Consider the following 26,040-nt stretch of genomic DNA (forward strand, 5'->3'; position numbering starts at 1 on the left):
GCCTCAGACCCGGATGTTGGTGATCTTGCTGATCGCCTTGTAGCCCAGCAGCTCCATCACGCAGATCACCGCCAGCGTGGCCCAGCCTATGGGCGAGTCAAACAGCGGCGCCATGGCGACCGGCTCCATCTGCCGCAGCACCAGGATCAGGAACAGCGGCAGACCGGTCATGACCAGGCCCTGCATCTTTCCCTGCGCGGTCAGCGAGCGGATCTTGCCCTCCATCTGGTGCTTCTCGCGCAGCGTGCGCGCCACGGACTCCAGCGTTTCGGCCAGGTTGCCGCCGACCTCGCGCGCGATGGAGATGGCGGCGGTCACCATCAGGAAATCCTGCACCGGCACGCGGCGTTCCATGTTGTCCAGCGCGTCGGCCAGGTCCACGCCCAGGCGGATCTCCCGCAGCAGCAGGTCGAACTCCTGCGAGACCGGTGGCCGTGACTCATGCACCACGCTCTCCAGCGCCACCGGAAAGCTGGCGCCGGCGCGCAGCGCGCCGGAAAGCATCAGCAATGCGTCAGGCAACTGCTCTTCGATCAGCAGCAGCCGCTGGCGGTGCAGGCGCTTGAGGTAGACGCGCGGCAGCATGAAGGCCGCCGGCAGCGACAGCGCCGTGAACACCAGGTTCTGCGTGAGCAGGAAGGTCAGCAGCGGCAGCAGGATGACCGACAGAATGCTCAGCCCGGCGATCTGTTGCGTGTTGACGAAGATGAACAGGTCGGCCAGCGAGGACTCCACCTCCGAGGCCACGCTGGCGGTGCGCGACAGCAGCCAGATGCGGCCCAGCCGCGTGCCAAACCACAGCACGGCCACCAGCACCAGGAAGACGGCGCAAAGAATGAGCGCAAGCATCTAGGCCGCCTTGCGTTCGCTGAAGATCGAGGTGTCGACCGGTATGCCGCGGCGCATCAGCGACTGGTAGAAGTCCGGTATGTAGGCCGTCGGCACGAACTCGCCGCGGATCTTGCCGTCTGCGCCGTAGCCGTCTTCCTTGAACAGGAAGATGTCCTGCAGCTGGATGGTGCCGGTCTCCATGCCGCTGACTTCGGTGATGTGCGTGACGCGGCGCGAGCCGCAGGCAAAGCGCGACTGCTGCACGATGATGTCCACGGCCGAGCAGACCTGCTCGCGGATGGCGGTCATGGGCAGGTCCAGGCCGGCCATCAGCGTCATCACCTCCAGCCGGGCCAGGCAGTCGCGCGGCGTGTTGGCGTGGGCCGTGGTCAGCGAGCCGTCATGGCCGGTGTTCATGGCCTGCAGCATGTCCAGTGCCTCGCCGCCGCGGCATTCGCCGACGACGATGCGGTCTGGCCGCATGCGCAGGCAGTTCTTCACCAGGTCGCGGATGGTGACCGTGCCCTTGCCTTCCATGTTGGCCGGGCGCGCCTCCAGTGACACCAGGTTGGGCTGGGTCAGCTGCAGCTCTGCCGCGTCCTCCACGGTGACCACGCGCTCGTTCCGCTGGATGAAGTTGGACAGCACGTTCAGCAGCGTGGTCTTGCCCGAGCCAGTGCCGCCGGAGATGACGATGTTGGCGCGCTGCTCCACCGCCACGCGCAGGAAGTCGACCATGGCGGGCGACAGCGAGCCGAAGGCCACCATGTCCTCGGCCTGCAGCTTGCGCTTGGAGAACTTGCGGATGGTGATGCTCGGGCCGCGCAGCGCCAGCGGCGGGATGATGGCGTTGACCCGCGAGCCGTCCTTGAGCCGCGCGTCCACCATGGGCGAGCTCTCATCAATGCGGCGGCCCAGCGGTGCGACGATGCGCTCGATTGCGCCCAGCACCGCGCGGTCGTCGGTGAAGATCACGGGCGAGCGCGTCAGCCGTCCTTCACGCTCGACAAAGATCTGGTCGTGCCGGTTGACCATGATTTCGGTGACGGCCGGGTCGTCCAGCAGCTCTTCCAGCGGGCCCAGGCCAATCACCTCGTCGCGCACGCTCTTCTTGAGCACGGGCTTGGGAATGTGCGGGTGTTCGAGGCGCTTGTCGCTCTCCAGGATGGTGTCGAGCAGGCTGTTGACCATGGACTCCAGCTCGCCCTCGTCCATGCGCGCCACGTTGACGCGGCGCAGGTCCATGGCCTCGATCAGGCGCTGGTGCGCCAGCTTGCGCAGCTCGATGCCGGTGGCGCTGTTGATCGGCTGCACTTCTTCAGCAGGCTCCGGCGCCGTGGCCTTGTGGCGTGGGCGTGCGGGCAGCGGCATGACTGCGGGCGCGGGGGGCGGAGGCGGTGCCGTGGCGACCAGAATCGGCGTGGCCGCTGGCGGCGGCGCTGGCGGCTTGGATGCGGGCGGCGCATCGTGCGCGGCCTGCGGCGTCACCACCAGTTGGTAGCCGCCGATCTCGATGCGGTCTTTCTCCAGCACCGGGCCGTAGCTGGTGACCGGGTCGCCGTTGACCAGCGTCGAGGCGATGCCGCCTTTGTCATGCAGGTAGACACGGCCCTCGCGCTCTTCCAGCGTGGCGTGCAGCTTGCCGATCAGCACGCCCTTGAGCACGATGTTGCATTCCGGCAGGCGCCCGATGGTGCAGCGCTCCCCGAAGCGGAAGCTGCGGCCTTCGGCGGCACGGCCCTCAACGCGGATCTCGAACATGGCAAGGCTCCTATTCGCGCGGTGGCGCCGGGTCCAGGGCGGTGCCGGGCGGCAGTGCCTCGGCCGATGCCGGTGGGGTAGTGGCGGGCGCAGCGCTGGGGGCGCCACTCCTGCTGCGGGCGGCTTGCTCGGCGTCTTCTTGTTCGCGGCGGGCCTTCAGTGCCGGCAGCGGGCTGGGGTCGCCGTTGTCGTGGCGGTAGCCCTGGTCGATCTGGCCGGCGCGGTCCAGCAGCGTCTCGGTGGCAGGTGCCTGCGGGTCCACCAGCATCGGCGTGACGAAGATCACCAGGTCGCTCTTGTTGCTGCGAAACGCATCCGAGCGGAACAGGCGGCCCAGCACCGGCACGTCACCCAGCAGCGGTACCTTGTCGATGGCGCGGGAGGAGTCCGCGCTCACCAGGCCGGAGAGGGCAATGGTCTCGCCCGCGCGCAGCGACAGGTCGGAGGTGGTGCGCCGGGTGAGGAAGGCCGGGAAGCCGCCATAGGTAATGGAGGGGTCGATCTGGCTGATCTCGGTTTCCAGCCCGGCGGCGATATTGCCGCGCGAGTCCACGGTGGGGTTGATGTTCAGCCGGATGCCGTAGGGCTTGTAGGTGACATCGGTGGTGCCGAAGGCGCCCGCGCGCGGGATGGGCACCTCGCCGCCGGCCAGGAAGGTGGCGGCGCCGCCGCTGCGGCTGTTGAGTTCGGGCGCGGCCAGCAGGAAGGCGTCGCCATCCGAGATGGCGATGTTGATGCGCGAGAAGATCGAGGTCGCAATGCCCAGATAGGCCCCGCTGGAGCGGCCGTTGACGCTGCCCGGCGTGTTGTCGAAGCTTGCGGCGTCGGAGCTGGGCAAGGTCCGGTAGCGGCCGGTGCGGATCGCATTGCCGGCAATGGATGCCTGCGGGCCGTTGATCGACTGGTCCCACTGGATGCCGATGTTCTCCTGGCCGCGCTTGGTGATCTCCATGATCTGCAGCTTGAAATGGATGGTCTTGCGCGGCGCCGCGCCCTCGTCCGCGCGCACCAGGTTCACGATGTCCTCGGAGCGCTGCGCCACCGTGCGGACATAGGCCAGTTGCTCCTCGTGCACCATGCCGGTCAGCACCACCTTGCCGCCTTGCTGCTGGATGCGCAGCCCTGGCACGTCGGCCAGCGCGCCGCGCACATAGCTCAGCGTTTCCTGCAGGTCGGTGGGCGTGACGCGCAGCTTGGCCTGCAGGGCGATGCCGTTCTCGGTCCAGACCACCAGGCTGGTGGTGCCGGCCGCTTCGGCCAGCAGCAACAGCCTGCCGGCGGTGATGGTGCTGCTCACCAGGCTGCCGTTGCCGATGGCAATGCGCTTGATCGTGCCCTGGACATCCAGCGCGCGTACCTCGCCCTGGTACAGCTCGATCACAGGGCGCTGCTGCGCGGCGCTGTCTGTCGCGCGCTCGGTTTGCGCTGCGGCAGGCACGGGCCCCAGCGCGGCGGTGCCTGCGAGCAAGGCGCCGACGCAGGTGTGGAGGAAGAGAGAGGGGCGCGACAGCGCGAGAAGGCGGTGCATCGGGTGGGCTCGTCGTCTTTTCAGGGGCGGGTGGTGGGCTCAGCGGCTGGCGGGCAGGCCGCTCGCGCCCATGCCAGGCGCCGGCTGCGCAGGGGCGGCCAAGGCATTGCGGCCAAAGGGGTTGGCGGGTGGCGTGGCCGGCGGTGCTGCCGGGCTGGGCTGGGCGGAAGTCAGCGCAGCAGTGATGACCTTGCCGAGGTCGGCCGCGGCCGGCACCTTGGAGACCGGGTCCTGCTTGCCCGTGCCGCCGATGATGTATTCGATCGAGGGCCCGTCGTCGGGCCCGAACAGCGCGTTCTCCGACACCACCACCGGCGGCGTCGCGGCCTTGTCGTCCTGGTTGCGCAGCACGGCGCGCAAGCCGCCGATCTTCTGCGCCAGCGCGATGCGGCCGGCCTGCTCAGGCGTGACCTGCAGCGTCAGCGTGTCGTAGCCGCCGTGGCCGGTGGATGCGGTCTCACCGCCCTGCTGGCCGGCTTCGCCGAAGTCGCGCGCGCGCACATCCTGGCCGGTGGCCAGCACGGCCAGGTCCGACAGCAGCAGCCGCGACGACTGCCCCGGCTGCGCGCTATTCGTGCCGCCGGTATTGCTGATCAGGAACAGGTCGATATGGTTGCCGGGCCGCAGCATGCTGGCCGCGGAATTGAGGGGGTCGATATCGATCGTCAGCGCGCGCTTGCCCACCGGCAGCGAATCCGAGAAGTCGCGCGCCCGCAATGCTTCCACGTCTGCGCGCCGCAGCGGCTGCCCGCGGCGCACGGGCCGCACCAGCCTTGACTGCGACACGGTCTCGAAATCGGTGGCGCGCAGCACGTCGTCGAACACCAGGTCAGCCGGCACATCGCGCGCGGAAAAGCCGTTGGCGTTGATCGGGCTGCCCGCAGGCGCGTCGCTCGACGGGACGATCACCGCCACGGTGGAGCGGTCGCCCATCTCGCGCGAAATCAGGTCGCGCATGGCTGCTTCGCGGCCGCTCAGGTAGCGGTAGACCGAGAAGGTCAGGGCGCCGGCCACCACCACGGCCAGCGCCAGCAGCAGCCAGGGGTTGCTGGCCAGGGACTGGAGTTTTATTTTCTTCAACATACCGGGATCAGGCGTGGGAGCGTTGTGGAAGAGGCGCACCTGCGGCGCGTGGCCTCAGGGGGTGGAGAGTGCAAAGCCGTAGGCGCCATAGAAGGACTGGAAGCCGTGCAGCAACTGGTTCAGCACCGAGTCGTCGCCGCCGCTGAGCAGAACGCCCACCACCAGCAGGGTTGCCAGCACGTACTCCAGATAGGCCTGGCCGCGCTGCTTGCGCTGCCTGTGGCGCCGGTTCTTGTGGGGTGCGACGCTCATCGGTCCTTCTCAACAGTGAGCAGCGCATGAGTGCGCTGCGCCTGGGGGTAGATGGCGGCGTCCAGCCGCAGGCCGCGCTTCTGCAGCGTGAGGCTGTAGGCGGTATCCAGCGGCGCGCCGGCAACCTGCTGCGGCGCCTCGGGCGCCATTGCCTTCCAGCCCTGGCGCGTGGCCTGCTCCAGAAACTGGCGGTACACCGCCTGCGCCGGCTGCGCGCTTTCGAACAGCAGCACGCGCGAATTGAAGAGAGGTTCTTCCGCGCTGGTGTCGGACAAGGCCTTGCCGCCCAGCGGCACTGGCACGCCTTCGCGCGCCAGGTCCACCAGCGGCGCCACCGGCCGCAGCTCGGTGGCGCTGAACACGCCGGTGGTGCCGTCGCGGCCCTCGGTCAGTTGCAGCAGGTACTGGCAGCGCTCGTCCAGCGCCATCAGCGTCCATTCCGATCCCTTGCGATAGGCCTTTGCCGGCAGGCCTTCGCGCGCCCAGTAGCTGCGGAATTCCTCGGCCGTGTCGGCGGCGGAATTCTTGAAGCGCAGGCTGGCAATGGCGGTGGGCATGCCGTTGACCACCAGGTGCTCGCCTATCCATGCGCTGGACTGCGCCTGCACCGGCACGCGGCTGCAGGCTGCCGCGTGCGCGGCGGGCGCCACCAGCAGCGCCAGGGCGCAGAGCAAGAGGGTGGTGCGCAGTGAGGCCTGATTCATCGCGCGCCCAGCCGGTCTTGCGGCACCACGTCGGTGCGGATGCGGCCCAGATCGAGCCGTGTGATTTCAGTGCCGAGCGGGATCAAGGGCGCCAGCACGGCCCGGTCGATGGTCGATAGCTTCGAGGTCAGTACCGCGCCGCCCACCAGCGTCTCGGCTGCGCTGCGGCCGTCGGGCGTCCAGGCATTGGACAGCAGGGCGTAGTGGTCCGAGAGCGTCAGGCCGCGCCAGTCGGGCCATAGCTGTCTGATGGCGGCATTGCTGGCGCCCACGGTGAAGCCCACCTCGGCCGTGCGCAGGTTGCGCGTGGAAAGATCAAAGCCCATGCCGATCGCGCTGCCGGCATCGAGCACGCGCGTGATGCCGCCCAGTACGCCACCGGTTTCCTCGCGGCTGGCCTGCGTGCTCACGTCCTGGTAGCGCTGGAGCAGGGCTGCGCCGGCATGGTCCTCCCACATCGGCAGGCCGCCCGCAGCCAGGCTGCGCGCGCTGCGGTCCGTTGCGCGCAGGGCCGGGGCATCGTGGCCCAGCACGCGCTGCGCGATCTCGCTGCGGATGTCCGCATCGGACTTGGTCGCGGTGCTGCCGTAGTGCGATGTCCACTCGGGCTCGTCCATCCACACCGTGCGCTCCCAGGCCGCATAGCGCGATGACATCAGGACCTTGGAGCGCACGTCGTCAAGCTTGCCCAGCATGGTGATCGCCAGCAGCAACAGCAAGAGGGCACTGGCGGCGATCACCACGAACTCCGCCAGCGCCTGCCCGCGCTGCGCAGGCCGCCGGGTCATGGCACTCCCCCGGCAACCTGCATTGCGATGGCGGCGAGCTTCTCGGTATCGGTGGTGGGCGTGAGCGAGGCTTGCCAGTAGGGATTGAACAGGCTCGGGTACTCGAACCTGCCATCTGCGCGTGCCCACTGCGCAGCCGAGCGCAGGCGGCCGGCCAGGCCGCTGCGATCGTCCGGCCGGATGAAATAGGCGCTGGCGCTGGCCAGCGCGCGCATGCTGTTGGACGCCAGCTTGTCGTCCTGCTGCAGCCGCCCCGCATCGGCCAGCAGCCGTGACGAAGTGCCCAGCGAGGCGCCGGGCCGCTCGACCTCGATGGTGATGTGTGGCGCACGGTTGAAGTTATCGTCCTGGCCAGCCGCTGGGCGAGCCTGTGCTGTCAGCTCCTGGTAGGGGCGCAGGCCTTGGCTGCGTGCATCGAGCGAACTGCCGGTGCCGCTCTGGTACTGCAGGTTGGCCGCAATGAAGGTGGCCGGGTTCAGCAGCGTGCCGCCAAAGTTGCGGTAGCTGCCATAGCCCGAACGCTCCACGTAGCTGCTGCCCGAACCCGTGCCGGCTCCGCCGCGGCCGTGCGAGAAAGCCAGCGGCATGACAAAGCCGACCGGCCCGGCCGGCGTGGCCCACCAGCAGGTAAGCGCCCCCTCTTCGTCCGTCGCGTCCAGCCCCTGCCAACGCGAGCGGTCCTGCGTCAGTTGCGTGCCGCCGCCATGCGTCAGGGCCAGCCCCAGGAAGGCCGCAAAGGCTCCTTTGCAGCCCTTGTAGGCGCTGCCGAGGTGGCCCATCGTGCGGGTCGTGGTACCACGGTCCTTGATGAAGCCGTCCAGCGTGTCGCCATCCGTCACCACGTCGGCGAAGCGGTCGGACTGGCCGGCGCGCGCGTCGTACTGCTGGGTGAAGCGCTTCCACTTGCCCACTTGCACCAGGTTGCGCGGCCCGAAGAAGTAGCCGCTGCTCACGCTGGAATCCGGCTGGTTGCGTCGCGCTATCTGGTCTGCCAGCAAGGGCAGCGTGGTCAGCGTGGCGGTGTGGTAGGCCGACTGGGCCTGGCTGAGCGAGCTGATCAGCAGGCCAAGCGCTGGTGTGGCAATGGCGGTGGCCTTGCTGATGATGGGATCTGCCATACGCACCACGGCTGCGCCGGTGCGCTTTGGCATATTCCATTGGATTGCGCTCTGGTCGCCAAATATGTCGACGATGGTCTGGCCGGGCGATGTGCCGGTGTAGCTGTCCTTCATCTCCTGGCTCCAGGAGGCCAGGCTCACCATCTGCGCCACGGCCACCTGGTTGGCGACCATGGCGCGGTTGGCATAGGCGCTGAAGTTGTAGTCGCGCGCCTGCAGCACGGCAGCGCTGTAGGCCGCGGCGTCCGCAGTGTTCTGCAGCTTGCTCTTGGCAAAGCTCAGTTGGCCGGCGTTGAACGCCAGGTACAGCGCGGCACTTCCCGCTGCCAGGAACACCAGCCCGAAGGCCATGGCCTGGCCACGCTCGCGCCGCAGGGTGCGGGCCGTGATGGAGCGTGCTTGCATGGGTGCCTTGCCGCGCTGCGAGCCGTTTAGTTCGCGTCGTTGGCCTGGTTGTAGGTGCTCAGGCCCTTGGTTGCATTGGCGCGGGAAGAAGCGTTGTTGGCCGACTGGCCCGCCGCCTTGATGGCGTTGGAGGATGCCGACTTGCCGGCCAGCTCCTGGGCCAGGCCCGCGGTCTGGTTGCGCAGCGTCTGCCCGAACATGGCGTAGACGCCGATGGCGGCCACGGCGATCAGGGCCACGATGATGATGTACTCGGTCATGCCCTGGCCGCGCATGCGTTGGCGGGGGCTCGGGCGGCGGGAGAGGGCGTGGATGGTTTGCATGGCCGGTGGTCCTTTCGGTCGAATGGGTGACAGGGGATCCAGGGCCGTGTTGCGCGTGGCGGCAACCCGGTGCTGTGGCATCCCGGCGAGGCGCGAACCATAGCAACGGACTTGCGCACGCGGCTGCCGAAATATTCGAGGTTTCAATAACCGTCGAATCGTTTCAAGGTGCTTGTGGCAGGGGCTATTGGTGTTCTCAGAGGGGCTTGTGTGCAGCGCAGGTAAAGAAACTGTTGCAAATTCGCATGGCCGGTATCTGGAGGGCGTGGCCATAATTTCCGGGCTCGCTGCTGCTGCAGGTCCTGGCGCTTCGCCAGGGGCTGCAACTGGCCCAAGACAACAGTAAAAAAGAGCTAAGGGAAGTACTCATACATGGATTTGAAGAACGCCGCCATGCTGCTTGCTGCACTGGCACAGGAATCACGCCTGAAGATCTACAAGACCGTCGCCGATGCAGGGAGCAAGGGCTTGCCCGCCGGGGTCATCTCCTTGTGCACCGACACCAAGCCGTCGGTCACCTCTTTCCATCTCAAGGAACTCAGCCGGGCCCAGCTGGTACGGCGCAAGCAGGCCGGGCGCAATGTGATCTACGCCGCCCAGCACCAGCCGCTGGGTGAGGTGCTGTCACTGCTGGCGCGCTGCTCGCCGCCGGATTTCGAGCACTCGCGTCCCGCTTCGTGATTTGCCGGGCGCTTGCGCCCCGCATGTCTTCCGCCGGATTGCTCCGGCTTCCTTCGTGAATTTTTCCCCCATGAGCTTCTTTGTCCATGGCGCTTGCGTGCGCCAAAAAGTCCTGCGCCTTGCTGCTGCGGGTGCTCTGGTCGGCCTGCTGGCAGCCTGTGACAGCAAGCCCGCGCCACCGGCCGCCGCAGCGCAGTCGCAGCAGCAGCCGGTGCATGCCGCGGTCGATACACGCCTGCCGCAGGCCTGCGTGGATGCCCTGAAACTGCAGGCCGATTGCACCGAGCGCGCGGCGAAGAGATGGGAGGGCCTCGGTTTTCCAGACTCCGCCAAGGGACTGCGGGATACCCTCAAAACCGATACGGAGGCGACCATCGAGACGTGGAAGGGCGTGAACCAGGAAGGCCTCACCAAGACCTGCGAGCAGATGGTCGCCGGGCTGCCGCAATCGGCGATGTGCCAATAGCCAATAGCCAGCAGCGCATCTGCGGCAGCGCGGGGATACGATGCCCGCTGGTTCATTCATCTCCAGCCACCACCATGACCGACCTTGCCGCCGCCTTCGACGCCGCCGTCGCCCAGTCCAAGACCTTGCCGACGCGGCCGGACAACCCGACGCTGCTCAAGCTCTACGCGCTCTACAAGCAGGCCACGCAGGGCGACAACACCGAGAAGAAGCCGGCCTTCAGCGAGATCGTCGAGCGCGCCAAGTGGGAGGCCTGGAGCAAGCTGAAGGGCGCCACGGCCGATGCGGCGCGCCAGCAGTACATCGACCTGGTGGCCGCGCTGCAGGCGGCCTAGGCTTCGTCCGCTTATGGAGTCAACGCCGTAGCCTGCGGCTGCTCGGCGTCCAGCGCGGCGCGGCGCTCGGCCTTGGGCAGGGCGGCCAGGCGCCGCACCTCGGCGTAGAAGCGCGGCCACGGGTCGCCCGGCTGCTGGGCGAGGCGGGCGAACAGCGCCTCGAAGGCCGGCACCAGCTCGTCGTAGGCGGCCTGGGCGCCAAAGGCGGCGTTGTTGGCCTTGGCGACCCAGGCGTCGTAGCCGGCGTATTGCCGTGGATCGCCGCCCCAGCCGTCGCGCAGGCGGGCGTAGTCGGCGCGGAAATCATCCATCGCTTCTTTTTTCATAGCTAAAAGCCCAGGTGTATCCTGGGCTTCAGGCGTTTTTTGTGCATAAATGGCCGCCAGGCGCGTGCGCGTGCGCTGGACCAGGGCGCGGAAGGCGTTGCGCCGGTCGGCAAAGCGGGCGTAGTCGGCACGCGCGGCATCCGAGGCCTCGCTGGCCAGCCAGCGCTGCTGGCCCATGCGCTCCACGGCGGTGGCGTAGGACTCGTTGAAGGTGGTGTCGTCCTTGGCGTAGACCACCTGGTGCGCCAGCTCGTGGAAGATGATGCGCGCGAGCTCACCCTCGGGGTAGCTGATGAAGGTGTTGAGCAGCGGGTCGCCGCCCAGCCAGTTGGTCCAGCCCAGGGTGGAGTAGGCGGGCACGCCGTAGACGGTGGTCTCGAAGCCCTCGGCCCGCATGCGCGCGGCCTCGGCCTGCGCGTTGGCCTCGCTGTAGTAGCCGCGGTAGCCGATGCAGCCGGCCACCGGGAAGCACCAGGTGTGCAGCGTCAGCGACAGCGGCGGCGCGGCCACCACGTTCCACAGCGCGGCCGTGCGGTGCAGGTCGGCGTAGCGGCGGTAGCTGGCGTTGTCGGGCAGGTCCAGCTCGCGCGAGGCGTAGCTGCGGATGCGCTGGGCCAGTTGCAGCCGCTGCTTGAGCACGGCCGGCGTGCTGTCGTCGGCCAGCCATTGGTCGATGGGGCGGGCCGCCTCCATCAGGCGCAGGTGGCCGCTGACGGATTGCCAGTAGTAGCTGGCGCTGCTGCGCGTGTCGGCGCAGCCGGCCAGCGCTGCCCCCAGCAGCAGGGTGAGCAGGACGCGGAGGAATGAAAGGCGGGAGGGCACGGGGGCAGGCGGCGGCAGCGAAAAGTTGGCAAGAAGTGTAGAGTTGGTTCAGGCGCAGCGACGTGAGCGCAGGTATCCAGGGCGTATGCCGGTGCACGCGATTGCGCTTTTGTCTGACACCCGTATGGTTGACGCCTGGCCCTAGTCGCAGAAAACTCCAAGCCCATGGAATCTCTTACCGGCAAGATCGAACGCGAACTCATGCAGCTGCCCATTCCGGTGGCCTTGCAGCTCCCCTCGGGCCAGCGCATCGGCCCGGACCCGGCCTCGGTGCTGTTGCGCTTCCATGACGCAATAGGCCTGGCGCAGTTGGCCAGCCGGCAGATCGGCGCGGTGGGCGAGGCCATCGTTGAAGGCCGGGTCGACGTGCACGGCCGCATGTCCGACCTGATGGCCGCCGTGGTCGGCCTGCTGCCCGGCAACCCCTCGGTCAGCGATACCCATTGGTGGACGCATGTGCTGCGCCGGGCCAAGTCGCTGGCCCACCACACGCGCGAGCGCGACGCGGCGCAAATCCAGTTCCACTACGACATCTCCGACGACTTCTATGCGCTGTGGCTGGACCCGCGCCGCGTCTATTCCTGCGCCTACTACCGCGAAGCGGACATGACGCTGGCGCAGGCGCAAGAGGCCAAGCTCGACCACATCTGCCGCAAGCTCGACCTGCGCCCGGGCGAGCGTTTTCTGGACATCGGCGCGGGCTGGGGCGGCCTGCTGTTGTGGGCCGCCGAGCACTACGGCGTGGAGGCCACCGGCATCACGCTGTCGCGCAACCAGCACGCCCACGTCAACCGCCTGATCGAAGAGCGCGGCCTGTCGGGCCGGGTGCGCATGGAGCTGCGCGACTACCGCGACGTGAGCGTAGAGCAGCCCTTCGACAAGATCGCCTCGGTCGGCATGTTCGAGCACGTGGGCCGGGTCAACATGGTGCGCTACTTCAACACCGTGCAGCAGTTGCTGCGCCCGGGCGGGCTGATCATGAACCACGGCATCACCGCCGGCGGCCTGGACAACGTGCAGTTGGGCGCGGGCATGGGCGATTTCATAGAGAAGTACATCTTCCCCGGCGGCGAGCTGCTGCACGTGAGCCAGGTCATGCACGACCTGGCCGCGGGCGGGCTGGAAATGGTCGACACCGAAAACCTGCGCCCGCACTACGCGCGCACGCTCTGGGCCTGGTCGGAGGCGCTGGAGTCGCAGCTCGACACCGCGCGCCAGGTGCTGGCCGCCGGCGGCGATGCGGCGCGCGCCGAGAAGGTGCTGCGCGCTTACCGGCTGTACCTGTCGGGCTGCGCCATGTCATTCGAGCAGGGCTGGATTTCGCTGCACCAGATTCTGGCGACCCGGCCCGACAAGCAATTGGAAAGCGGTTCTATCCGCGGCGCCCAATCGGACTACCCGTTCCGACGCGACTACATCTACGGAGAAAAAAACACACCATGTTCAAATTCAAATCCCAAGCAACTGCAGAAGTAATCCTGCTCGAAGCCAGCGCCCAGCAAGTGCTGAAAATCATCGGCAAAGAAATCCTGCCGCGCGGCATCGTCACCGTCGATCAAATCCCCGGAGCGATCTCGGCGCTGGAAGCCGCCGTGCGCCACGACGAAGAGCAGCCACAGCAGCTGGCCGACGAAAACGCCGACGGCGCCGGCCACCATGCGCACGGCCAGAACAGCGTCACGCTGCGACAGCGGGTAGCACCTTTCATCGACATGCTGCGGCGCAGCGCGGCCGAGCACAAGGACGTGGTCTGGGGCGTGTGACAGGCTTGGCAGCCCAACAGGCGCTATATAAAAAATAGCTTAAAGCCGGCAAAGAAAAAGGACTTCAGCACTAAAAGTGCCTGAAGTCCTTTTTTCATGCCGGCTACTAGCTATCTATTTTGGAGCGCCCTTCAATCAACCGTAGCGCCCGAGGCCTTCACCACCTTGGCCCACTTGCGGTGCTCGCTGTCGATCAGCGTGGCAAATTCCTGCGGCGTGTTGCCGCTGGGGATGGCGCCCTGGGCTTCCAGCTTTTCCTTGATGGCCGGCGTCTTCAGCGCCTTGGCCACTTCCTGTTGGATGTGGTTGATGACCTCTGGCGAGGTGCCGGCCGGCGCCAGCAGGCCAAACCACGAGCTGGCCTCGAAACCCTTGAGCGCCGGGCCGCCGGCCTCTTCCACCGTGGGCACGTTGGGCAGCGCGGGCGAGCGCTGCGCGCTGGTCACGGCCAGCGCCACCAGCTTGCCGGCCTTGATCTGCTGCATGGAGGACGGCAGGTTGTCGAACATCACGTCCATGTTGCCGCCGATCATGTCCATCAGCGCCGGGCCCGAGCCGCGGTACGGGAAGTGCACCATGTAGATGCCGGTCATGGTCTTGAACAGCTCGCCCGCCAGGTGGATCGAGGTGCCGTTGCCGCTGGAGGCCATGTTGAGCTTGCCCGGCCGCTCCTTGGCCACGCGGATGAAGTCCTGCACGTTGTGGATGCCCATGGCCTTGGCCTTCTCGGCGTTCATCTCCATCACGTTGGGCACGGCGGCCACCAGCGTGATCGGGGCGAAGTCCTTGATCGGGTCGTAGGGCAGCTTGCTGTAGAGCGCGCGGTTGATGCCGTGCGTGCCGACGGTGCCCATCAGCAGGGTGTAGCCGTCGGGCGCCGCCTTGGCCACGGCCTCGGCGCCGATGTTGCCGCCGGCGCCCGGGCGGTTGTCGACGATGAAGGACTGGCCGAAGGCCTTGGACAGCTCGGGCGCCACGGCGCGCGCCATGATGTCGGTGGTGCCGCCCGGCGCAAAGGGCACGATGATGCGCACCGGCTTGTTCGGCCAGGCGGCCTGCGCCAGGGCGCCGCCAGCGCACAGTGCGCTGGCGGCCAGCGTGGTCGCCGACAGGAGGGTGCGCAGGGCTTGTCTGCGGGGGAAGTGCATTCGGTTCTCTCGATGGTGATTCATGTGCATGGAGCTTGGCAGCGGCCCCGCGCCTTGGCAGCGCGTAAAAACCCGCAAACCCTGCACCTGCGGGCCAAAAAAAAGCCACCCGAAGGCGGCTGAAGGGCCACGCGGCCAAAGCCGCGCGGTGTCATCTGGAGTCGATCAGTCGGCGTAGACGCCGGCTTCCTTGATGATGGGCGTCCACTTGGCGATCTCGGCCAGCACGAAGGCCTTGTGGCCTTCTGGCTCGATACGGCCGTCGGTGGCCACCACGGCGCCCAGGCCTTCTTCCTTCTTCAGGAATTCAGGGTCCTTGAGCGCGACCTTGAGCGCCTCGTTGATCTTCTTGAGCACCGGTGCCGGCGTGCCCTTGGGCGCGTACAGGCCGTGCCAGATGGTGACCTGGAAGTCCTTCAGGCCGACTTCGCTCAGCGTGGGCAGATCCTTCAGCGCCGGCGTGGTCAGGCGCTTGGGCGTGGTCACGGCATAGGCCTTGACCTTCTTGGCGTCGATCTGCGTCGTGGTGTTGGTGGTCTGGTCGCAGAGCAGGTCGATCTGGCCGCCGATCAGGTCGGCGATGGCCGGGGCCGTGCCCTTGTAGGGGACCGGCGTCATTTCGGTCTTGACCGCGCTCTGGTAGAGCAGGCCGCACAGGTGCGAGGCCGAGCCCACGCCGGCGTTGCCGAGGTTGATCTTGCCCTTGTTCTGGCCGATCCAGGTGTTCAGCTCGGCATAGGTGTTGGCCGGCAGGCTGGGCTTGGCGATCAGGGTCATGGGCACGTCGTTGATGATGCCCAGGTACTCGAAGTCGCTCTCGATCTTGAACGGCAGCTTGCGGTAGAGGCCGGGCATCGTCGACATGGCGATGTGGTTGAGCAGCAGCGTGTAGCCATCAGGTGCGGCGCGTGCCACCTTGGCCGCACCGATCGAGCTGCCGGCGCCGGCAGCGTTGTCGATGATCACGGTCACGCCGCCCAGGGGCTTGCGCAGGGCTTCTGCCAGGTCGCGTGCGACGCGATCGGTCGGGCCGCCAGCGGCGAAGGGGACGACGATGGTCACGGACTTCCCAGCGGGGTAGTCCTGGGCATGCACACCAAATGCGCCCAGCGCAGCTGCTGCCAGCACGGAGAGGGAGAGCAGTTTTTGCATGGTAAAGAAGTCCTCAGATAAGTAAGCAGATGAAAACGGCCCGATGGTTTCATATGCTGGAGGTATCGACCACGGGGCAAACACCTAAAAAAGATGGGCCCGGGTCGCCTTGGCATGGGCCGGGAATATGTTCACCTGACGAACGGCCGCCTGCGTCCGGTCGGCGGTAAGGGGCGCTTTCTAGAATTCCCCGCGGCCTCGCTGGGTCGCCGGCATTGCAAAAAAAGCGAGGAAACCCACTCAGGGAGGGTTGATGAATGCAGACCGGCCCAGCGCAGGCCGCGACTCGCGGCCTGCATCATTTATAGCTGCGCGCGTCCTCAATGACCTTGCCATCATTGGGCAGGCTGCCCGGCAGATGCAGCTCCACCTCGCCGCGCAGCTTGGTCACTTCACGGATGGCGTCGCCCAGGTGCTGGGCCAACTGGGGCTGCGGGCCCGGCGTGGCGCATTCGGCCCGCAGCACCAGGCGGTCGTCCGCCATCTCACCCGACACCACCAGCCGCAGCCGCCCCAGATCAGGGAAGCGGCGGCCGATCTCGGCCACCTGCGCCGGGTGCACGAACATGCCGCGCACCTTGGTGGTCTGGTCGGCGCGGCCCATCCAGCCGCGGATGCGGGTGTTGCTGCGGCCGGTGGGGCACTGGCCCGGCAGCACGGCTGACAGGTCGCCGGTGCCAAAGCGCACCAGCGGATAGGCCGGGTTGAAGCTGGTCACCACCAGCTCGCCGACTTCGCCCTCGGCCACGGGCTCGCCGGTGCCGGGTTTGACGATCTCGACAATCACGCCTTCGTCCAATACCAAGCCTTCGCGCGCGGCGGTCTCGTAGGCGATCAGGCCCAGGTCGGCAGAGGCATAGCACTGGTAGGCCTCCACGCCGCGTGCGCGCACCCAGTCGCGCAAGGATGGCGGAAAGGCTTCGCCCGATACCAGCGCGCGGCGCAAATGGGGCAGGGCGGCGCCGCGCTCGGCGGCCTTCTCCAGCAGGATGCGCAGAAAGCTCGGCGTGCCGACATAGCCGTTGGCGCGCAGCTCGGCCAGTGCCTGCAACTGCTGTTCGGTCTGGCCGGTGCCGCCGGGGAACACGGTGCAGCCCAGCGCCTGCGCGCCGCTTTCCATCATGGCGCCGGCCGGCACGAAGTGGTAGCTGAAGCTGTTGTGCAGCAGGTCGCCCGCGCGAAAGCCCGCAGCAAAAAAGGCGCGCGCCATGCGCCAGTGGTCGGCGCGTGGGGCCTCGGGTTCGTACAGCGTGCCGGGGCTGGCAAAGACGCGCGGCATCAGCGCGCCATAGCTCACGGCCGCAAAGCCGCCAAAGGCATCGCCGCCTGCGCTGCGCGCGACCTGCTGCAGCTCCAGCAGCTCGTGCTTGCGGGTGACTGGCAGCAGCGCCAGCGCGGCGCGGTTGTGCACGGCCGCTGGTTCTATGCCGCGCAGGATGTGGCCCAGCGCCGGCGCATGCGCCTGCGCATGCGCGATCTGTGCCGGCAGCGCGGCGAACAGGGCGGCCTCGCGCGCCTGCGGGTCGCGTGTTTCCAGCGCGTCGTAGTGTTCGGTCATCGATGGCTCCATCAGGCCAGCCACCGTTTTCTACGCTTGTAGCTCTTGACGTCGCGAAAGCTCTTGCGCTGGGCGCCGCCCATGCCCAGGTAGAACTCCTTCACGTCCTCGTTGCCGGCAAGCGTTGCAGCGCTGCCGTCCATCACCACGCGGCCGCTCTCCAGGATGTAGCCGTAGTCGGCATAGCGCAGGGCCATGGCGGTGTTCTGCTCAGCCAGCAGGAAGGTGACCTTCTCCTTATCGTTCAGGTCTTTCACGATGCCAAAGACTTCCTCGACGATCTGCGGCGCCAGGCCCATGGAGGGCTCGTCCAGCAGCACCATGCGCGGGTTGGCCATCAGCGCGCGGCCGATGGCGCACATCTGCTGCTCGCCGCCCGAGGTGTAGGCGGCCTGGCTGCTGCGGCGCGTCTTCAGCCGCGGGAAGTAGGCGTAGACCTTCTCCAGGTTGGCGGCGATCTCGCCCTTGTCGCTGCGCGTGTAGGCGCCGGTCAGCAGGTTTTCCTCGATGCTGAGGTGGGCAAAGCAGTGCCGGCCTTCCATCACCTGCACCACGCCACGCTCTACCAGCGCGGCGGGTGTGAGCTTCTCGATGCGCTCGTCGCGCAGCCGGATGCTGCCCTTGGTGACCTCGCCGCGCTCGCCCGCCAGCAGGTTGGAGATGGCGCGCAGCGTGGTCGTCTTGCCCGCGCCGTTGCCGCCGAGCAGCGCCACGATGGCGCCCTCGGGCACGGCGAGCGAGACGCCCTTGAGCACCAGGATCACATGGTGGTAGATGACCTCGATGCCGTTCACATCGAGCAGCGGGGGCTGCGCGGCGGCGGGCGGTTGCGGCAGGTTCATGGGCGGTTCCCGGAGGGCAGGGTGAGTGGTGGGCTGTGGAGGCGGGAGGCTGCAGGGCCGTGCCCTGCGTGCGTCCCGCGTGGAATCAAAGGCAGCTGCGCACCGTGATGTTTTTATCCTTGGCGTACTTGGCCGCGTACTCCTGCACCAGCGGGGTGATGTGGGTCTTGTCGGACTGGTACCAGTCGGACTTGATCTCCCACTTGCCGCCGTCCCACTGCACGATGCGCGCCCAGTCGTCGCCCATGTGGTCCTGGCAAGAGGTCTTGACCGGCCGCATCACCTCGCCAAAGCCCAGGGCCTTGAGCCGGTCGGCGTTCAGGTCCAGGTGCTCGAAGCCCCAGCGCACCTGCTCGGGCGTGAGCGTCTTGCCCTTGCCGTATTTGTCTTGTGCGGCGCGAATGGCCTCCACCTGCAGCATGGAAATCATCATGCCGCGCGTGTGCGCGATGGTGCCAATGCTGCTGGCCGGGCCGGTGCCCTGGCCCTTGTCGTAGACGTACTTCTTCAGCTCGTCATGGACCTTGTCCTTGGCCGCGCTGTTGTGGATGGTGACGGCGTTGTAGCCCTTGGCGCCGGCGCCGATGTCCTTCACGTCGTGGTCGGAGCCGGCCCACCAGACGGCGTAGATTTTTTCGCGCGGGTAGCCGCTGGCCTGGGCCTCGCGGATGCCGGCGGGCGTCATCACGCCGGCCGACCAGAACAGCACGTAGTCAGGCTTTTGCTGGCGGATCTGCAGCCAGGTGGATTTTTGCTCCACGCCGGGCGGCGTGACCGGGAACAGGCTGACCTCGAAGCCCTCGGCCGCAGCGCGCTTTTGCAGCAGCGCGATGGGCTCCTTGCCGTAGGGGCTGTCGTGGTAGACCAGTGCAATCTTCTTGCCCTTCAGGCTGCCCTTTTCCTTCTTGGCGATGTCTTGCAGCATCACGTCGGCGGCGGTCCAGTAGGTGCCCAGCAGCGGGAAGTTCCACTGGAACACCGTGCCATCGACCGACTGCGACAGGCCGTAGCCCATGGTCTCGATGGTGACCTTGTCGTTGAAGGCCTTGTCGGTCACGGCAAAGGTGATGCCGGTGGATTGCGGGTCAAAGCCCGAGGCACCGGTGCCTTTGGTCTTCAGGCGCTCGTAGCACTCCACGCCCTTGGCCGCGTCATAGGCGGTTTCGCATTCTTCGTAGGCCAGCTTGACGCCGTTGACGCCGCCGTCGCGCGCATTGACCAGCTTCAAATAATCCTGCTTGCCATCGGCCCATGGAATGCCCAGCGGCGCGAACTGGCCGGTGCGGTACACCAGCAGCGGAATGAACTGCTCGGCCGCCTGGGCCTGCGCCAGGGTAGAGGTGGCGAGCGCCGAAATCCCGGCGGCAGCGACGGCCGCAGCGAGCGCGATCTTCTTGAGTTGCATGCTTGTCTCCTGGTTATAGGCACATAGTGCGTGGTTGAAGCGAAACGACGGTAGAGAGGGGCGGGTATTCAGGCGAGGGGCGCGCCGCGCCGGGCCGCCCCAAGCGGCCGCGCCGCCCCCTGCAAGGGGGTTGGCGAAGACACGTAGTGCGAAGCCTGGGGGTGTGCCATAGCTAATGGGGGAAGGGCCAGAGGCGCAGTTTTTGTCTTGCCGTGGACCACAAGCGAGCCAGCCCATGCGGCTCGACGATCAGGAAGAAGACGATCAGCGCGCCGAAGATCATGTGCTCCAGCTGCGAGGCGGTGGCCGTCGACAGGTTCAGGCCCAGCCAGTGCGGCACGTAGTTCAGCAGCAGCGGCAGCAGCACGATGAAGGCCGCGCCAAAGAAGCTGCCCGCGATAGAGCCCAGGCCGCCGATGATGATCATGAACAGCAGCTGGAAGGACTTGTCGATGCCAAACGCTGCCGGCTCCCAGGCGCCCAGGTGCACAAAGCCCCACAGCGCGCCGGCCACGCCAACGATGAAGCTGCTCACCGCAAAGGCCGAGAGCTTGGCGTACACCGGCCGGATGCCGATCACGCTGGCGGCCACGTCCATGTCGCGCATGGCCATCCATTCGCGGCCGACGGCGCCGCGCACCAGGTTCTTGGCCAGCAGGCCGAACACCGTGACGATGGTCAGGCACAGCAGGTACTTCTGCACCGGCGTGTCGAACTGGTAGCCAAACATCTCCAGCTTGCCGATGCTGACCGAGCCCGAGGACGAGTCATTGGTGACCCACTTCATGCGGTTGGTGAACCAGTCCACGAAGAACTGCGCCGCCAGCGTGGCCACCGCCAGGTACAGCCCGCGGATGCGCAGGCTGGGAATGCCAAACAGCACGCCAAACACCGTGGCGCACAGCCCGCCGCCCAGCAGCGACAGCAGCAGCGGCATGCCGGGGATGCGCACCTGCAGGTTGTAGGCCGCATAGGCGCCCACCGCCATGAAGGCGCCGGTGCCCAGCGATATCTGCCCGCAGTAGCCCACCAAAATGTTGAGCCCCAGCGCCGCCAGCGACAGGATCAGGAAGGGGATCAGCACCGCGCGAAAGCTGTAGTCGCTGGCAAAGGCCGGCACCGCGATGAAGGCAATCGCCACAAAGGCCAGCATGGCCCAGCGGTCTTGTGCGATGGGGAACAGCGCGAGGTCGGCGCTGTAATTGCCCTTGAACTGGCCGTTTTCTCTGTAGAACATGTTCAGACCCGATCAATGATCTTGTAGACGTGGGCGCGGTCTGCGACCGCTACGCACGCACTGCGTTCGCGCGTGCACCCTTCGCTGCGCGAACGGTGCGCCGACTTCGCAAGATCATCGACTGCGTACTTCATACGCGGTCGATGATCTTGTCGCCAAACAAACCTTGCGGCCGTACCAACAGGAAGGCAAGCGCAAGCACATAGGCAAACCAGTTCTCGATGCCGCCCCCCACAAACGGCCCCAGGTAGATCTCGGACAGCTTCTCGCCCACGCCGATGATCAGCCCGCCCAGGATGGCGCCGGGCACCGAGGTGAGGCCGCCCAGGATCACGACAGGGAAGGCCTTGAGGGCCACCAGCGAGATCGAGAACTGCACGCCCAGCTTGCTGCCCCAGATCACGCCGGCCACCAGCGCCACGATGCCGCCGACCGACCAGACGATGACCCAGATGCGCGCCAGCGGGATACCGATGGACTGCGCCGCCTGGTGGTCGTCGGCCACTGCGCGCAGGGCGCGGCCGGTGCGGGTCTTCTGGAAGAACAGCGAGAGCGTGGCCACCAGCAGTGCCGCGATCAGGGCCGACACCAGGTCTTCCTGGCTCAGCAGCAGGCCGCCGGGGAAGGTGTTCTCCAGCACGATCATCGGATCCTTGGGCATGCCCACGTCGATCTTGTAGGTGGCGCTGCCAAACAGCAGTTGCCCCGCGCCATCGAGGAAGTAGCTGATGCCCAGCGTGGCCATCAGCAGCGTGATGCCCTCCTGGTTCACCAGCCGGCGCAGCGCCAGCCGCTCCACCAGCCAGGCCACGATGACCATGCACAGCACCGCCGCCGCAAAGGCCAGCAGGTTGGTCAGCAGGCGGTTGTCAAAGCCCAGCCACTGCGGAATCCACTCAGAGAAGCGCGCCATGGCCAGCGCGGCGAACAGCACCATCGCGCCCTGGGCAAAGTTGAAGACGCCCGAGGCCTTGAAGATCAGCACGAAGCCGAGCGCGACCAGGGCGTAGAGCATGCCGGCCATGAGGCCGCCGAAGACGGTTTCTAGGAAGAATCCCATGTCAGGTGTGCTCCTCTTGTTCTTTGTGTTTTTTACTCTTGCTGACGGCGGGTGCCGGGTCTCGGCCCGGCGGCCGAGTTCCTTTCTTTTGCGTCGCCAAAAGAAAGGAACCAAAGAAAAGGCGAGCCGGAGTCAGGGGCCCTTCGGGCTTCCCTGCGCTGCTCGCGCCGGGCGGGGTATCGCCCAAACTCGCCTGCGGCTCAGACAAGGGCGATCCCTGATCCGCCCGTCGCTGTGCTGCTCGGCCCTGCCAACGGCGTTGGGCAGCCGAACAGCCGGCCCCCACCCCAGCCCTCCCCCAGCGGGGGAGGGAGAAATGCAGAACGGCCCAACTCCCTCCCCCTTTGGGGGAGGGTAGGGGTGGGGGCGCAAGGGGCCGAGCGCAGCGAAGGCCCGTGTGGCAATCCCGGGCCCCCTCTGTGGCGTCGAGGAGCGGAGGTGGGGGCAGGTTGCCGCGCGTAGCGCGGTCGGCGAGGACTGTTTGAGCGAAGCGAGTTCCGCAGCCGCCTGCCCACACCGAGCACCGCAGAGCAGTCCGGCAAAGCCGGACCGCCACAGTGGGGTCGCCTTTTCTTCGGTTACCTTCTTTTGGCGAAGCAAAAGAAGGTGACTGCGCCGCCGGGCGCACATCCCGGCACCCGCCCTCTGCAGGAGAAGCCGCGATGGAACAAGCACGGCCCGGCTTCACCGCTCACCCCCAAGATAAGCACGAATAACCTCAGGATTCGCCCTAACCTCCGCCGGCGTCCCATCCCCAATCTTCTTCCCGTAATCCAGCACCACCACGCGGTCGGAGATATCCATCACCACCCCCATGTCGTGCTCGATCAGCACGATGGTGGTACCGAACTCGTCGTTCACGTCGAGGATGAAGCGGCACATGTCCTGCTTCTCTTCCACGTTCATGCCGGCCATGGGTTCGTCCAGCAGCAGCACCTGCGGCTCCATGGCCAGGGCGCGGCCCAGGTCCACGCGCTTTTGCAGGCCGTAGGGCAACTGGCCCACGGGGGATTTGCGGTGTGCCTGGATCTCCAGGAAGTCGATGATGCGTTCTACAAACTCGCGGTGGCGGATCTCTTCCTTCAGTGCCGGGCCTATGCGCAAGGCCTGCAGCAGCAGGTTGCTTTTCATGCGCAGGTTGCGCCCGGTCATGATGTTGTCGAGCACGCTCATGCCCTTGAACAGCGCCAGGTTCTGGAAGGTGCGGGCCACGCCCATCTCGGCCACCTGGCGGCTGTCCATGTGCTTGAAGGTCTTGCCGCGGAAGGTGATGGCGCCCTGCTGCGGCTGGTACACGCCGTTGATGCAGTTGAGCATGGAGCTCTTGCCCGCGCCGTTGGGGCCGATGATGGCGCGCACCTCGTGCTCGCGCACGTCAAAGCTGATGTCGGTCAGCGCCTTCACGCCGCCAAAGGCAAGCGAGATGTTCTTCACGTCCAGGATCACGTCGCCGGTCTGGCGCGCGGCGGCGGGGGCTTGGCTCTGCTCGTCCGTGCGGGCTTCGGGCGGCATCGCGCTGGCCATGGCGTGGAAAGGTACTGCGGCGTTCATTGGAGTACCTCCGTGCTTCGCACTGCGGTGCGAGCTTGCTTGGGGCGGCCCGGCGCGGCGCTCATGCTGCATCCTTCAGCGCGGGAAATGTCTTCGCATCCCCCATGCGCAAGGTGGCGCTGACGCTGCCCGTGCGGCCGTCTTCGAACTTCACCTGCGTCTCTATGAACTGCTCGGTGCGGCCGGCGTAGAGGGCATCGACCAGCGGCGCGTACTTCTCGGCGATAAAGCCGCGACGCACCTTGTTGGTACGGGTGAGCTCACCGTCGTCGGCGTCCAGTTCCTTGTGCAGCACCAGGAAGCGGCAGACCTGGCTGCCGGCCAGCAAGGTGTCGGCGGCGAGGTCGGCGTTGACCTTTTCCACGCAGTCTTGCATCAGCGCATAGACCTCGGGTTTGCCGGCCAGGTCGGTGTAGCCGGCGTAGGGCAGGTTGCGGCGCTCGGCCCAGTTGCCGACGGCGTCGAAGTCGATGTTGAGCATCACGCAGACCCGGTCGCGGCCGTCGCCATAGGCCACGACCTCTTTGATGTAGGGGAAGAACTTGAGCTTGTTCTCTACGTACTTGGGTGCAAACATGGCGCCGTCGAAAGCACCACCGGCGATGCGGCCGACGTCTTTCACGCGGTCGATGATCTTCAGGTGGCCGCTGGCATCCAGGAAGCCGGCGTCGCTGGTGCGGTACCAGCCATCGGCGGTCAGCACCTCGGCCGTGGCCTGCGGGTTCTTGTAGTAGCCCTGCAGCAGGCCGGCGGACTTGACCAGGATCTCGCCGTTGTCGGCCACCTTGATCTCCACGCCGCGGATCGGTACGCCCACGGTGTCGGCGCGCGCCTGGTCGTCGGGCTGCAGGCAGACGAAAACGGCGGTCTCGGTCGAGCCGTAGAGCTGCTTCAGGTTGATGCCGATGGAGCGGTAGAAGCTGAACAGGTCCGGCCCGATCGCCTCGCCCGCGGTGTAGGCCACCCGCACGCGCGAGAAGCCCAGCGTGTTGCGCAGCGGGCCGTACACCATCCAGTCGCCCAGGCGGTAGTGCAGGCGATCCAGTGCGCCCACCGCGTGGCCGTCGCGCAGCGCCGGGCCCACGCGGCGTGCCAGCGCCATGAAGTGGTGGAACATGCGGCGCTTGATGGCGCCCGCGTCTTCCATGCGGATCATCACGCTGGTGAGCAGGCCTTCGAACACGCGCGGCGGCGCAAAGTAGTAGGTGGGGCCGATCTCTTTCAGGTCGATCATCACCGTGCTGGCGTCTTCCGGGCAGTTGACGACATAGCCGCAAGACAGCCATTGCGCGTAGCTGAAGATGTTCTGCCCGATCCACGCGGGCGGCAGGTAGGCCAGCACTTCTTCGCGCTCGGTGAGGTGGTCAAACTCGGCACCGGCCGTGGCGCGGTCGAGCAGGCTGGCATGGGTGTGCACCACGCCCTTGGGCTTGCCGGTGGTGCCAGAGGTGAAGAACATCGCCGCCACATCGCCGGCCTGGGTTTGCGCCACCTGTGCCTGGAACCAGCCGCGCTGGCTGGCGACAAAGGCCTGGCCCGCTTCCACCAGCGCATCGACCGACGCCACGCCGGGCTCGGCGTAGTGGCGCAGGCCGCGCGGGTCGTCGTACCAGATGCGCTGCAGCTGCGGGCATTCGGTGCGAATCTCCAGCAGCTTGTCGAGCTGCTCTTGGTCTTCGACCACGCAAAAGCGTACCTCGGCATTGACCAGCGGGAACACGCATTCGGCCGCCACCGCGTCCTGGTACAGCGGCACCGGAATGGCGCCCAGCGACTGCGCCGCCAGCATGGTGGCGTAGAGCCGCGGCCGGTTGGTGCCGATCACCACCAGGTGCTCGCCACGCGCCAGGCCGGCCTGGTGCAGGCCGCCGGCGATGCGCTCGACCAGCGCTGCCAGCGCGCGCCAGCCGTGCGTCTGCCAGATGCCGTACTCCTTCTCGCGCAGCGCGGGCGCCTCGGGGCGCGCTTCTGCGTGCTGGAGCAGCAGGCGGGGGAAGGTGCTCTGCATGCGATGTCCTTGTCTCGGTGTGCGCCGTCTGCATCCCGGGAGGGGACGTGCAGCGCTTGTCATGCCCGCAATGTAGGCATGACTTTGACGCCCGCCTGTCGTTCTGCTGACAATTCGCGGGTTCTCCCTTCCCCGGACTTTCCCCAGGGCGGGCGGGCGCATCACGCGGCACGCTGTGCGCCATGTCCGATACCGCCCTGCACGCCCGCCGCCGCACGCCCACCGCTGATGAACTGCTCGGCATTCCCTGGCTGGCGGCACTGGAAGGCCCGGCCCGCATCCGCGCCGTGGCCGCGCTGGCGGTGAGCGACGCCGATGCGGGCGACTTCGTCTGCCGCATCGGCCGGCCGGTGACCTACTGGTTTGGCGTGGTCGAGGGCCTGCTCAAGATGGGCAACGACGACAGCGAGGGCGGCACCGTGACCTTTGCCGGCCTGCCGCCGGGCGGCTGGTTTGGCGAGGGCACGGTGCTCAAGCGCGAGTCCTACCGCTACAACATCCAGGCGCTGCGCAAGAGCGTGGTGGCCGGCCTGCCGGCGGATGATTTCCACTGGCTGCTGGACCACTCCATCGGCTTCAACCGCTTTGTGATGAACCAGCTCAACGAGCGGCTTGGGCAGTTCATCGCAGCGGTGGAGATAGACCGCCTCACCAACCCCGACGCGCGCGTGGCACGCAGCCTGGCGGCGCTGTTCAACCCGGTGCTGTTTGCCGGCGTGGGCGACGTGCTGCGCATCACCCAGCAAGAGCTGGCCTACCTGGTCGGCCTGTCGCGCCAGCGCGTGAACCAGGCCTTGAACGTGCTGCAGGAGCAGGGCCTGATCCGCATCGAATACGGCGGCGTGCGGGTGCTGGATCTGCGGGCCTTGCGGCAGGCGCAGGGTTTGTAGGCA

25 protein-coding genes are annotated in these 26,040 nt (G+C 67.1%); 6 read left to right on the forward strand and 19 right to left on the reverse strand.

Going from position 1 to position 26,040, the window contains the following annotated elements; translation table 11 throughout:
* Positions 1 to 3: 3 nt before the first annotated feature.
* Genes AAFF27_03745 through AAFF27_03785 form a run of 9 tightly spaced genes read right to left on the reverse strand, consistent with a single transcriptional unit; the run spans position 4 to position 8,793 of the window.
* Complete coding sequence (locus AAFF27_03745) at positions 4 to 849, reverse strand: type II secretion system F family protein (GenBank protein XAH24315.1); 846 nt, start codon at positions 847 to 849, stop codon at positions 4 to 6.
* Positions 850 to 2,592, reverse strand: a complete 1,743-nt coding sequence (locus tag AAFF27_03750; GenBank protein ID XAH24316.1) for an ATPase, T2SS/T4P/T4SS family — start codon at positions 2,590 to 2,592, stop codon at positions 850 to 852. It abuts the gene before it with no gap.
* Positions 2,593 to 2,602: 10 nt separating this feature from the next.
* On the reverse strand, positions 2,603 to 4,120 hold the full coding sequence (locus AAFF27_03755) for a pilus assembly protein N-terminal domain-containing protein (protein ID XAH24317.1): 1,518 nt from the start codon (positions 4,118 to 4,120) through the stop codon (positions 2,603 to 2,605).
* Positions 4,121 to 4,159: 39 nt separating this feature from the next.
* Positions 4,160 to 5,203 (reverse strand): Flp pilus assembly protein CpaB, encoded by a 1,044-nt coding sequence (gene cpaB / locus AAFF27_03760; GenBank protein XAH24318.1) that lies wholly within the window; start codon positions 5,201 to 5,203, stop codon positions 4,160 to 4,162.
* Between the two features lie 54 nt (positions 5,204 to 5,257).
* Positions 5,258 to 5,455 carry a hypothetical protein gene (locus AAFF27_03765; protein XAH24319.1) on the reverse strand — a complete coding sequence of 66 codons (198 nt, stop codon included), beginning with the start codon at positions 5,453 to 5,455 and terminating at the stop codon, positions 5,258 to 5,260.
* Entirely contained in the window at positions 5,452 to 6,159 is a 708-nt protein-coding gene (locus tag AAFF27_03770; GenBank protein XAH24320.1) for a hypothetical protein, read from the reverse strand. Before AAFF27_03770 ends, AAFF27_03765 begins: the two co-directional genes overlap by 4 nt.
* Positions 6,156 to 6,947, reverse strand: a complete 792-nt coding sequence (locus AAFF27_03775) for a hypothetical protein (GenBank protein ID XAH24321.1) — start codon at positions 6,945 to 6,947, stop codon at positions 6,156 to 6,158. Before AAFF27_03775 ends, AAFF27_03770 begins: the two co-directional genes overlap by 4 nt.
* Positions 6,944 to 8,470 (reverse strand): pilus assembly protein TadG-related protein, encoded by a 1,527-nt coding sequence (locus AAFF27_03780; GenBank protein ID XAH24322.1) that lies wholly within the window; start codon positions 8,468 to 8,470, stop codon positions 6,944 to 6,946. The genes AAFF27_03775 and AAFF27_03780 overlap by 4 nt, the downstream gene beginning before the upstream one ends.
* 26 nt (positions 8,471 to 8,496) lie before the next feature.
* The gene (locus AAFF27_03785) at positions 8,497 to 8,793 is read right to left on the reverse strand and encodes a pilus assembly protein (GenBank protein XAH24323.1); all 297 of its coding nucleotides are present in this window, start codon (positions 8,791 to 8,793) and stop codon (positions 8,497 to 8,499) included.
* Positions 8,794 to 9,165: 372 nt separating this feature from the next.
* Here AAFF27_03785 and AAFF27_03790 point away from each other — a divergent pair, with 372 nt between their 5' ends.
* From AAFF27_03790 to AAFF27_03800, 3 genes are all read left to right on the forward strand, one after another.
* A complete protein-coding gene (locus AAFF27_03790; protein ID XAH24324.1) occupies positions 9,166 to 9,474 on the forward strand; it encodes a helix-turn-helix transcriptional regulator in 309 nt (102 codons plus the stop codon).
* Positions 9,475 to 9,544: 70 nt separating this feature from the next.
* The gene (locus AAFF27_03795; protein ID XAH24325.1) at positions 9,545 to 9,940 is read left to right on the forward strand and encodes a hypothetical protein; all 396 of its coding nucleotides are present in this window, start codon (positions 9,545 to 9,547) and stop codon (positions 9,938 to 9,940) included.
* 74 nt (positions 9,941 to 10,014) lie between these two features.
* Positions 10,015 to 10,275 (forward strand): acyl-CoA-binding protein, encoded by a 261-nt coding sequence (locus AAFF27_03800; GenBank protein XAH24326.1) that lies wholly within the window; start codon positions 10,015 to 10,017, stop codon positions 10,273 to 10,275.
* A gap of 11 nt (positions 10,276 to 10,286) precedes the next feature.
* Here the strand turns inward: AAFF27_03800 and AAFF27_03805 are convergent, their stop codons facing one another.
* Positions 10,287 to 11,423, reverse strand: coding sequence for an aminopeptidase (locus AAFF27_03805; GenBank protein XAH24327.1), 1,137 nt, complete (start codon positions 11,421 to 11,423; stop codon positions 10,287 to 10,289).
* Positions 11,424 to 11,588: 165 nt separating this feature from the next.
* Between AAFF27_03805 and AAFF27_03810 the strand changes: the two genes are divergently transcribed.
* Both AAFF27_03810 and AAFF27_03815 read left to right on the forward strand, forming a co-directional pair.
* A complete protein-coding gene (locus AAFF27_03810) occupies positions 11,589 to 12,899 on the forward strand; it encodes a class I SAM-dependent methyltransferase (protein ID XAH24328.1) in 1,311 nt (436 codons plus the stop codon).
* Positions 12,863 to 13,186: a DUF1840 domain-containing protein gene (locus tag AAFF27_03815; GenBank protein XAH24329.1), complete on the forward strand. Its 324-nt coding sequence runs from the start codon at positions 12,863 to 12,865 to the stop codon at positions 13,184 to 13,186. Before AAFF27_03810 ends, AAFF27_03815 begins: the two co-directional genes overlap by 37 nt.
* A gap of 131 nt (positions 13,187 to 13,317) precedes the next feature.
* Here AAFF27_03815 and AAFF27_03820 read toward each other — a convergent pair whose 3' ends face one another.
* From AAFF27_03820 to AAFF27_03860, 9 genes are all read right to left on the reverse strand, one after another.
* Complete coding sequence (locus tag AAFF27_03820) at positions 13,318 to 14,334, reverse strand: tripartite tricarboxylate transporter substrate binding protein (protein ID XAH24330.1); 1,017 nt, start codon at positions 14,332 to 14,334, stop codon at positions 13,318 to 13,320.
* A gap of 165 nt (positions 14,335 to 14,499) precedes the next feature.
* Positions 14,500 to 15,486: a tripartite tricarboxylate transporter substrate-binding protein gene (locus AAFF27_03825; protein XAH24331.1), complete on the reverse strand. Its 987-nt coding sequence runs from the start codon at positions 15,484 to 15,486 to the stop codon at positions 14,500 to 14,502.
* Between the two features lie 298 nt (positions 15,487 to 15,784).
* Positions 15,785 to 17,044, reverse strand: a complete 1,260-nt coding sequence (locus tag AAFF27_03830; protein ID XAH24332.1) for an AMP-binding protein — start codon at positions 17,042 to 17,044, stop codon at positions 15,785 to 15,787.
* Between the two features lie 11 nt (positions 17,045 to 17,055).
* Positions 17,056 to 17,886, reverse strand: coding sequence for an ABC transporter ATP-binding protein (locus AAFF27_03835; protein ID XAH24333.1), 831 nt, complete (start codon positions 17,884 to 17,886; stop codon positions 17,056 to 17,058).
* Positions 17,887 to 17,971: 85 nt separating this feature from the next.
* Entirely contained in the window at positions 17,972 to 19,291 is a 1,320-nt protein-coding gene (locus tag AAFF27_03840; protein XAH24334.1) for an ABC transporter substrate-binding protein, read from the reverse strand.
* 172 nt (positions 19,292 to 19,463) lie between these two features.
* Positions 19,464 to 20,528, reverse strand: coding sequence for a branched-chain amino acid ABC transporter permease (locus AAFF27_03845; protein XAH24335.1), 1,065 nt, complete (start codon positions 20,526 to 20,528; stop codon positions 19,464 to 19,466).
* A 130-nt stretch (positions 20,529 to 20,658) separates the two neighbouring features.
* Entirely contained in the window at positions 20,659 to 21,588 is a 930-nt protein-coding gene (locus AAFF27_03850; GenBank protein ID XAH24336.1) for a branched-chain amino acid ABC transporter permease, read from the reverse strand.
* A 684-nt stretch (positions 21,589 to 22,272) separates the two neighbouring features.
* Positions 22,273 to 23,100 carry an ABC transporter ATP-binding protein gene (locus tag AAFF27_03855; GenBank protein XAH26152.1) on the reverse strand — a complete coding sequence of 276 codons (828 nt, stop codon included), beginning with the start codon at positions 23,098 to 23,100 and terminating at the stop codon, positions 22,273 to 22,275.
* A gap of 100 nt (positions 23,101 to 23,200) precedes the next feature.
* Entirely contained in the window at positions 23,201 to 25,147 is a 1,947-nt protein-coding gene (locus AAFF27_03860; protein ID XAH24337.1) for an AMP-binding protein, read from the reverse strand.
* A 182-nt stretch (positions 25,148 to 25,329) separates the two neighbouring features.
* Here AAFF27_03860 and AAFF27_03865 point away from each other — a divergent pair, with 182 nt between their 5' ends.
* Entirely contained in the window at positions 25,330 to 26,037 is a 708-nt protein-coding gene (locus AAFF27_03865; protein XAH24338.1) for a Crp/Fnr family transcriptional regulator, read from the forward strand.
* Positions 26,038 to 26,040: the final 3 nt, after the last annotated feature.

Source organism: Xylophilus sp. GW821-FHT01B05, assembly GCA_038961845.1.
Taxonomy (GTDB): domain Bacteria; phylum Pseudomonadota; class Gammaproteobacteria; order Burkholderiales; family Burkholderiaceae_C; genus Xylophilus.

Excerpts from the sequence above, each read along its gene's own strand:
- cpaB (XAH24318.1), bottom strand. The coding sequence starts at position 5,203 with ATGTTGAAGAAAATAAAACTCCAGTCCCTGGCCAGCAACCCCTGGCTG.
- AAFF27_03780 (XAH24322.1), bottom strand. The coding sequence starts at position 8,470 with ATGCAAGCACGCTCCATCACGGCCCGCACCCTGCGGCGCGAGCGTGGC.
- AAFF27_03775 (XAH24321.1), bottom strand. The coding sequence starts at position 6,947 with ATGACCCGGCGGCCTGCGCAGCGCGGGCAGGCGCTGGCGGAGTTCGTG.
- AAFF27_03800 (XAH24326.1), top strand. The coding sequence starts at position 10,015 with ATGACCGACCTTGCCGCCGCCTTCGACGCCGCCGTCGCCCAGTCCAAG.
- AAFF27_03750 (XAH24316.1), bottom strand. The coding sequence starts at position 2,592 with ATGTTCGAGATCCGCGTTGAGGGCCGTGCCGCCGAAGGCCGCAGCTTC.
- AAFF27_03850 (XAH24336.1), bottom strand. The coding sequence starts at position 21,588 with ATGGGATTCTTCCTAGAAACCGTCTTCGGCGGCCTCATGGCCGGCATG.
- AAFF27_03855 (XAH26152.1), bottom strand. The coding sequence starts at position 23,100 with ATGCCGCCCGAAGCCCGCACGGACGAGCAGAGCCAAGCCCCCGCCGCC.
- AAFF27_03830 (XAH24332.1), bottom strand. The coding sequence starts at position 17,044 with ATGACCGAACACTACGACGCGCTGGAAACACGCGACCCGCAGGCGCGC.
- AAFF27_03845 (XAH24335.1), bottom strand. The coding sequence starts at position 20,528 with ATGTTCTACAGAGAAAACGGCCAGTTCAAGGGCAATTACAGCGCCGAC.
- AAFF27_03820 (XAH24330.1), bottom strand. The coding sequence starts at position 14,334 with ATGCACTTCCCCCGCAGACAAGCCCTGCGCACCCTCCTGTCGGCGACC.
- AAFF27_03795 (XAH24325.1), top strand. The coding sequence starts at position 9,545 with ATGAGCTTCTTTGTCCATGGCGCTTGCGTGCGCCAAAAAGTCCTGCGC.
- AAFF27_03770 (XAH24320.1), bottom strand. The coding sequence starts at position 6,159 with ATGAATCAGGCCTCACTGCGCACCACCCTCTTGCTCTGCGCCCTGGCG.
- AAFF27_03755 (XAH24317.1), bottom strand. The coding sequence starts at position 4,120 with ATGCACCGCCTTCTCGCGCTGTCGCGCCCCTCTCTCTTCCTCCACACC.
- AAFF27_03790 (XAH24324.1), top strand. The coding sequence starts at position 9,166 with ATGGATTTGAAGAACGCCGCCATGCTGCTTGCTGCACTGGCACAGGAA.
- AAFF27_03745 (XAH24315.1), bottom strand. The coding sequence starts at position 849 with ATGCTTGCGCTCATTCTTTGCGCCGTCTTCCTGGTGCTGGTGGCCGTG.
- AAFF27_03865 (XAH24338.1), top strand. The coding sequence starts at position 25,330 with ATGTCCGATACCGCCCTGCACGCCCGCCGCCGCACGCCCACCGCTGAT.
- AAFF27_03815 (XAH24329.1), top strand. The coding sequence starts at position 12,863 with ATGTTCAAATTCAAATCCCAAGCAACTGCAGAAGTAATCCTGCTCGAA.
- AAFF27_03810 (XAH24328.1), top strand. The coding sequence starts at position 11,589 with ATGGAATCTCTTACCGGCAAGATCGAACGCGAACTCATGCAGCTGCCC.
- AAFF27_03825 (XAH24331.1), bottom strand. The coding sequence starts at position 15,486 with ATGCAAAAACTGCTCTCCCTCTCCGTGCTGGCAGCAGCTGCGCTGGGC.
- AAFF27_03785 (XAH24323.1), bottom strand. The coding sequence starts at position 8,793 with ATGCAAACCATCCACGCCCTCTCCCGCCGCCCGAGCCCCCGCCAACGC.
- AAFF27_03765 (XAH24319.1), bottom strand. The coding sequence starts at position 5,455 with ATGAGCGTCGCACCCCACAAGAACCGGCGCCACAGGCAGCGCAAGCAG.
- AAFF27_03840 (XAH24334.1), bottom strand. The coding sequence starts at position 19,291 with ATGCAACTCAAGAAGATCGCGCTCGCTGCGGCCGTCGCTGCCGCCGGG.
- AAFF27_03835 (XAH24333.1), bottom strand. The coding sequence starts at position 17,886 with ATGAACCTGCCGCAACCGCCCGCCGCCGCGCAGCCCCCGCTGCTCGAT.
- AAFF27_03860 (XAH24337.1), bottom strand. The coding sequence starts at position 25,147 with ATGCAGAGCACCTTCCCCCGCCTGCTGCTCCAGCACGCAGAAGCGCGC.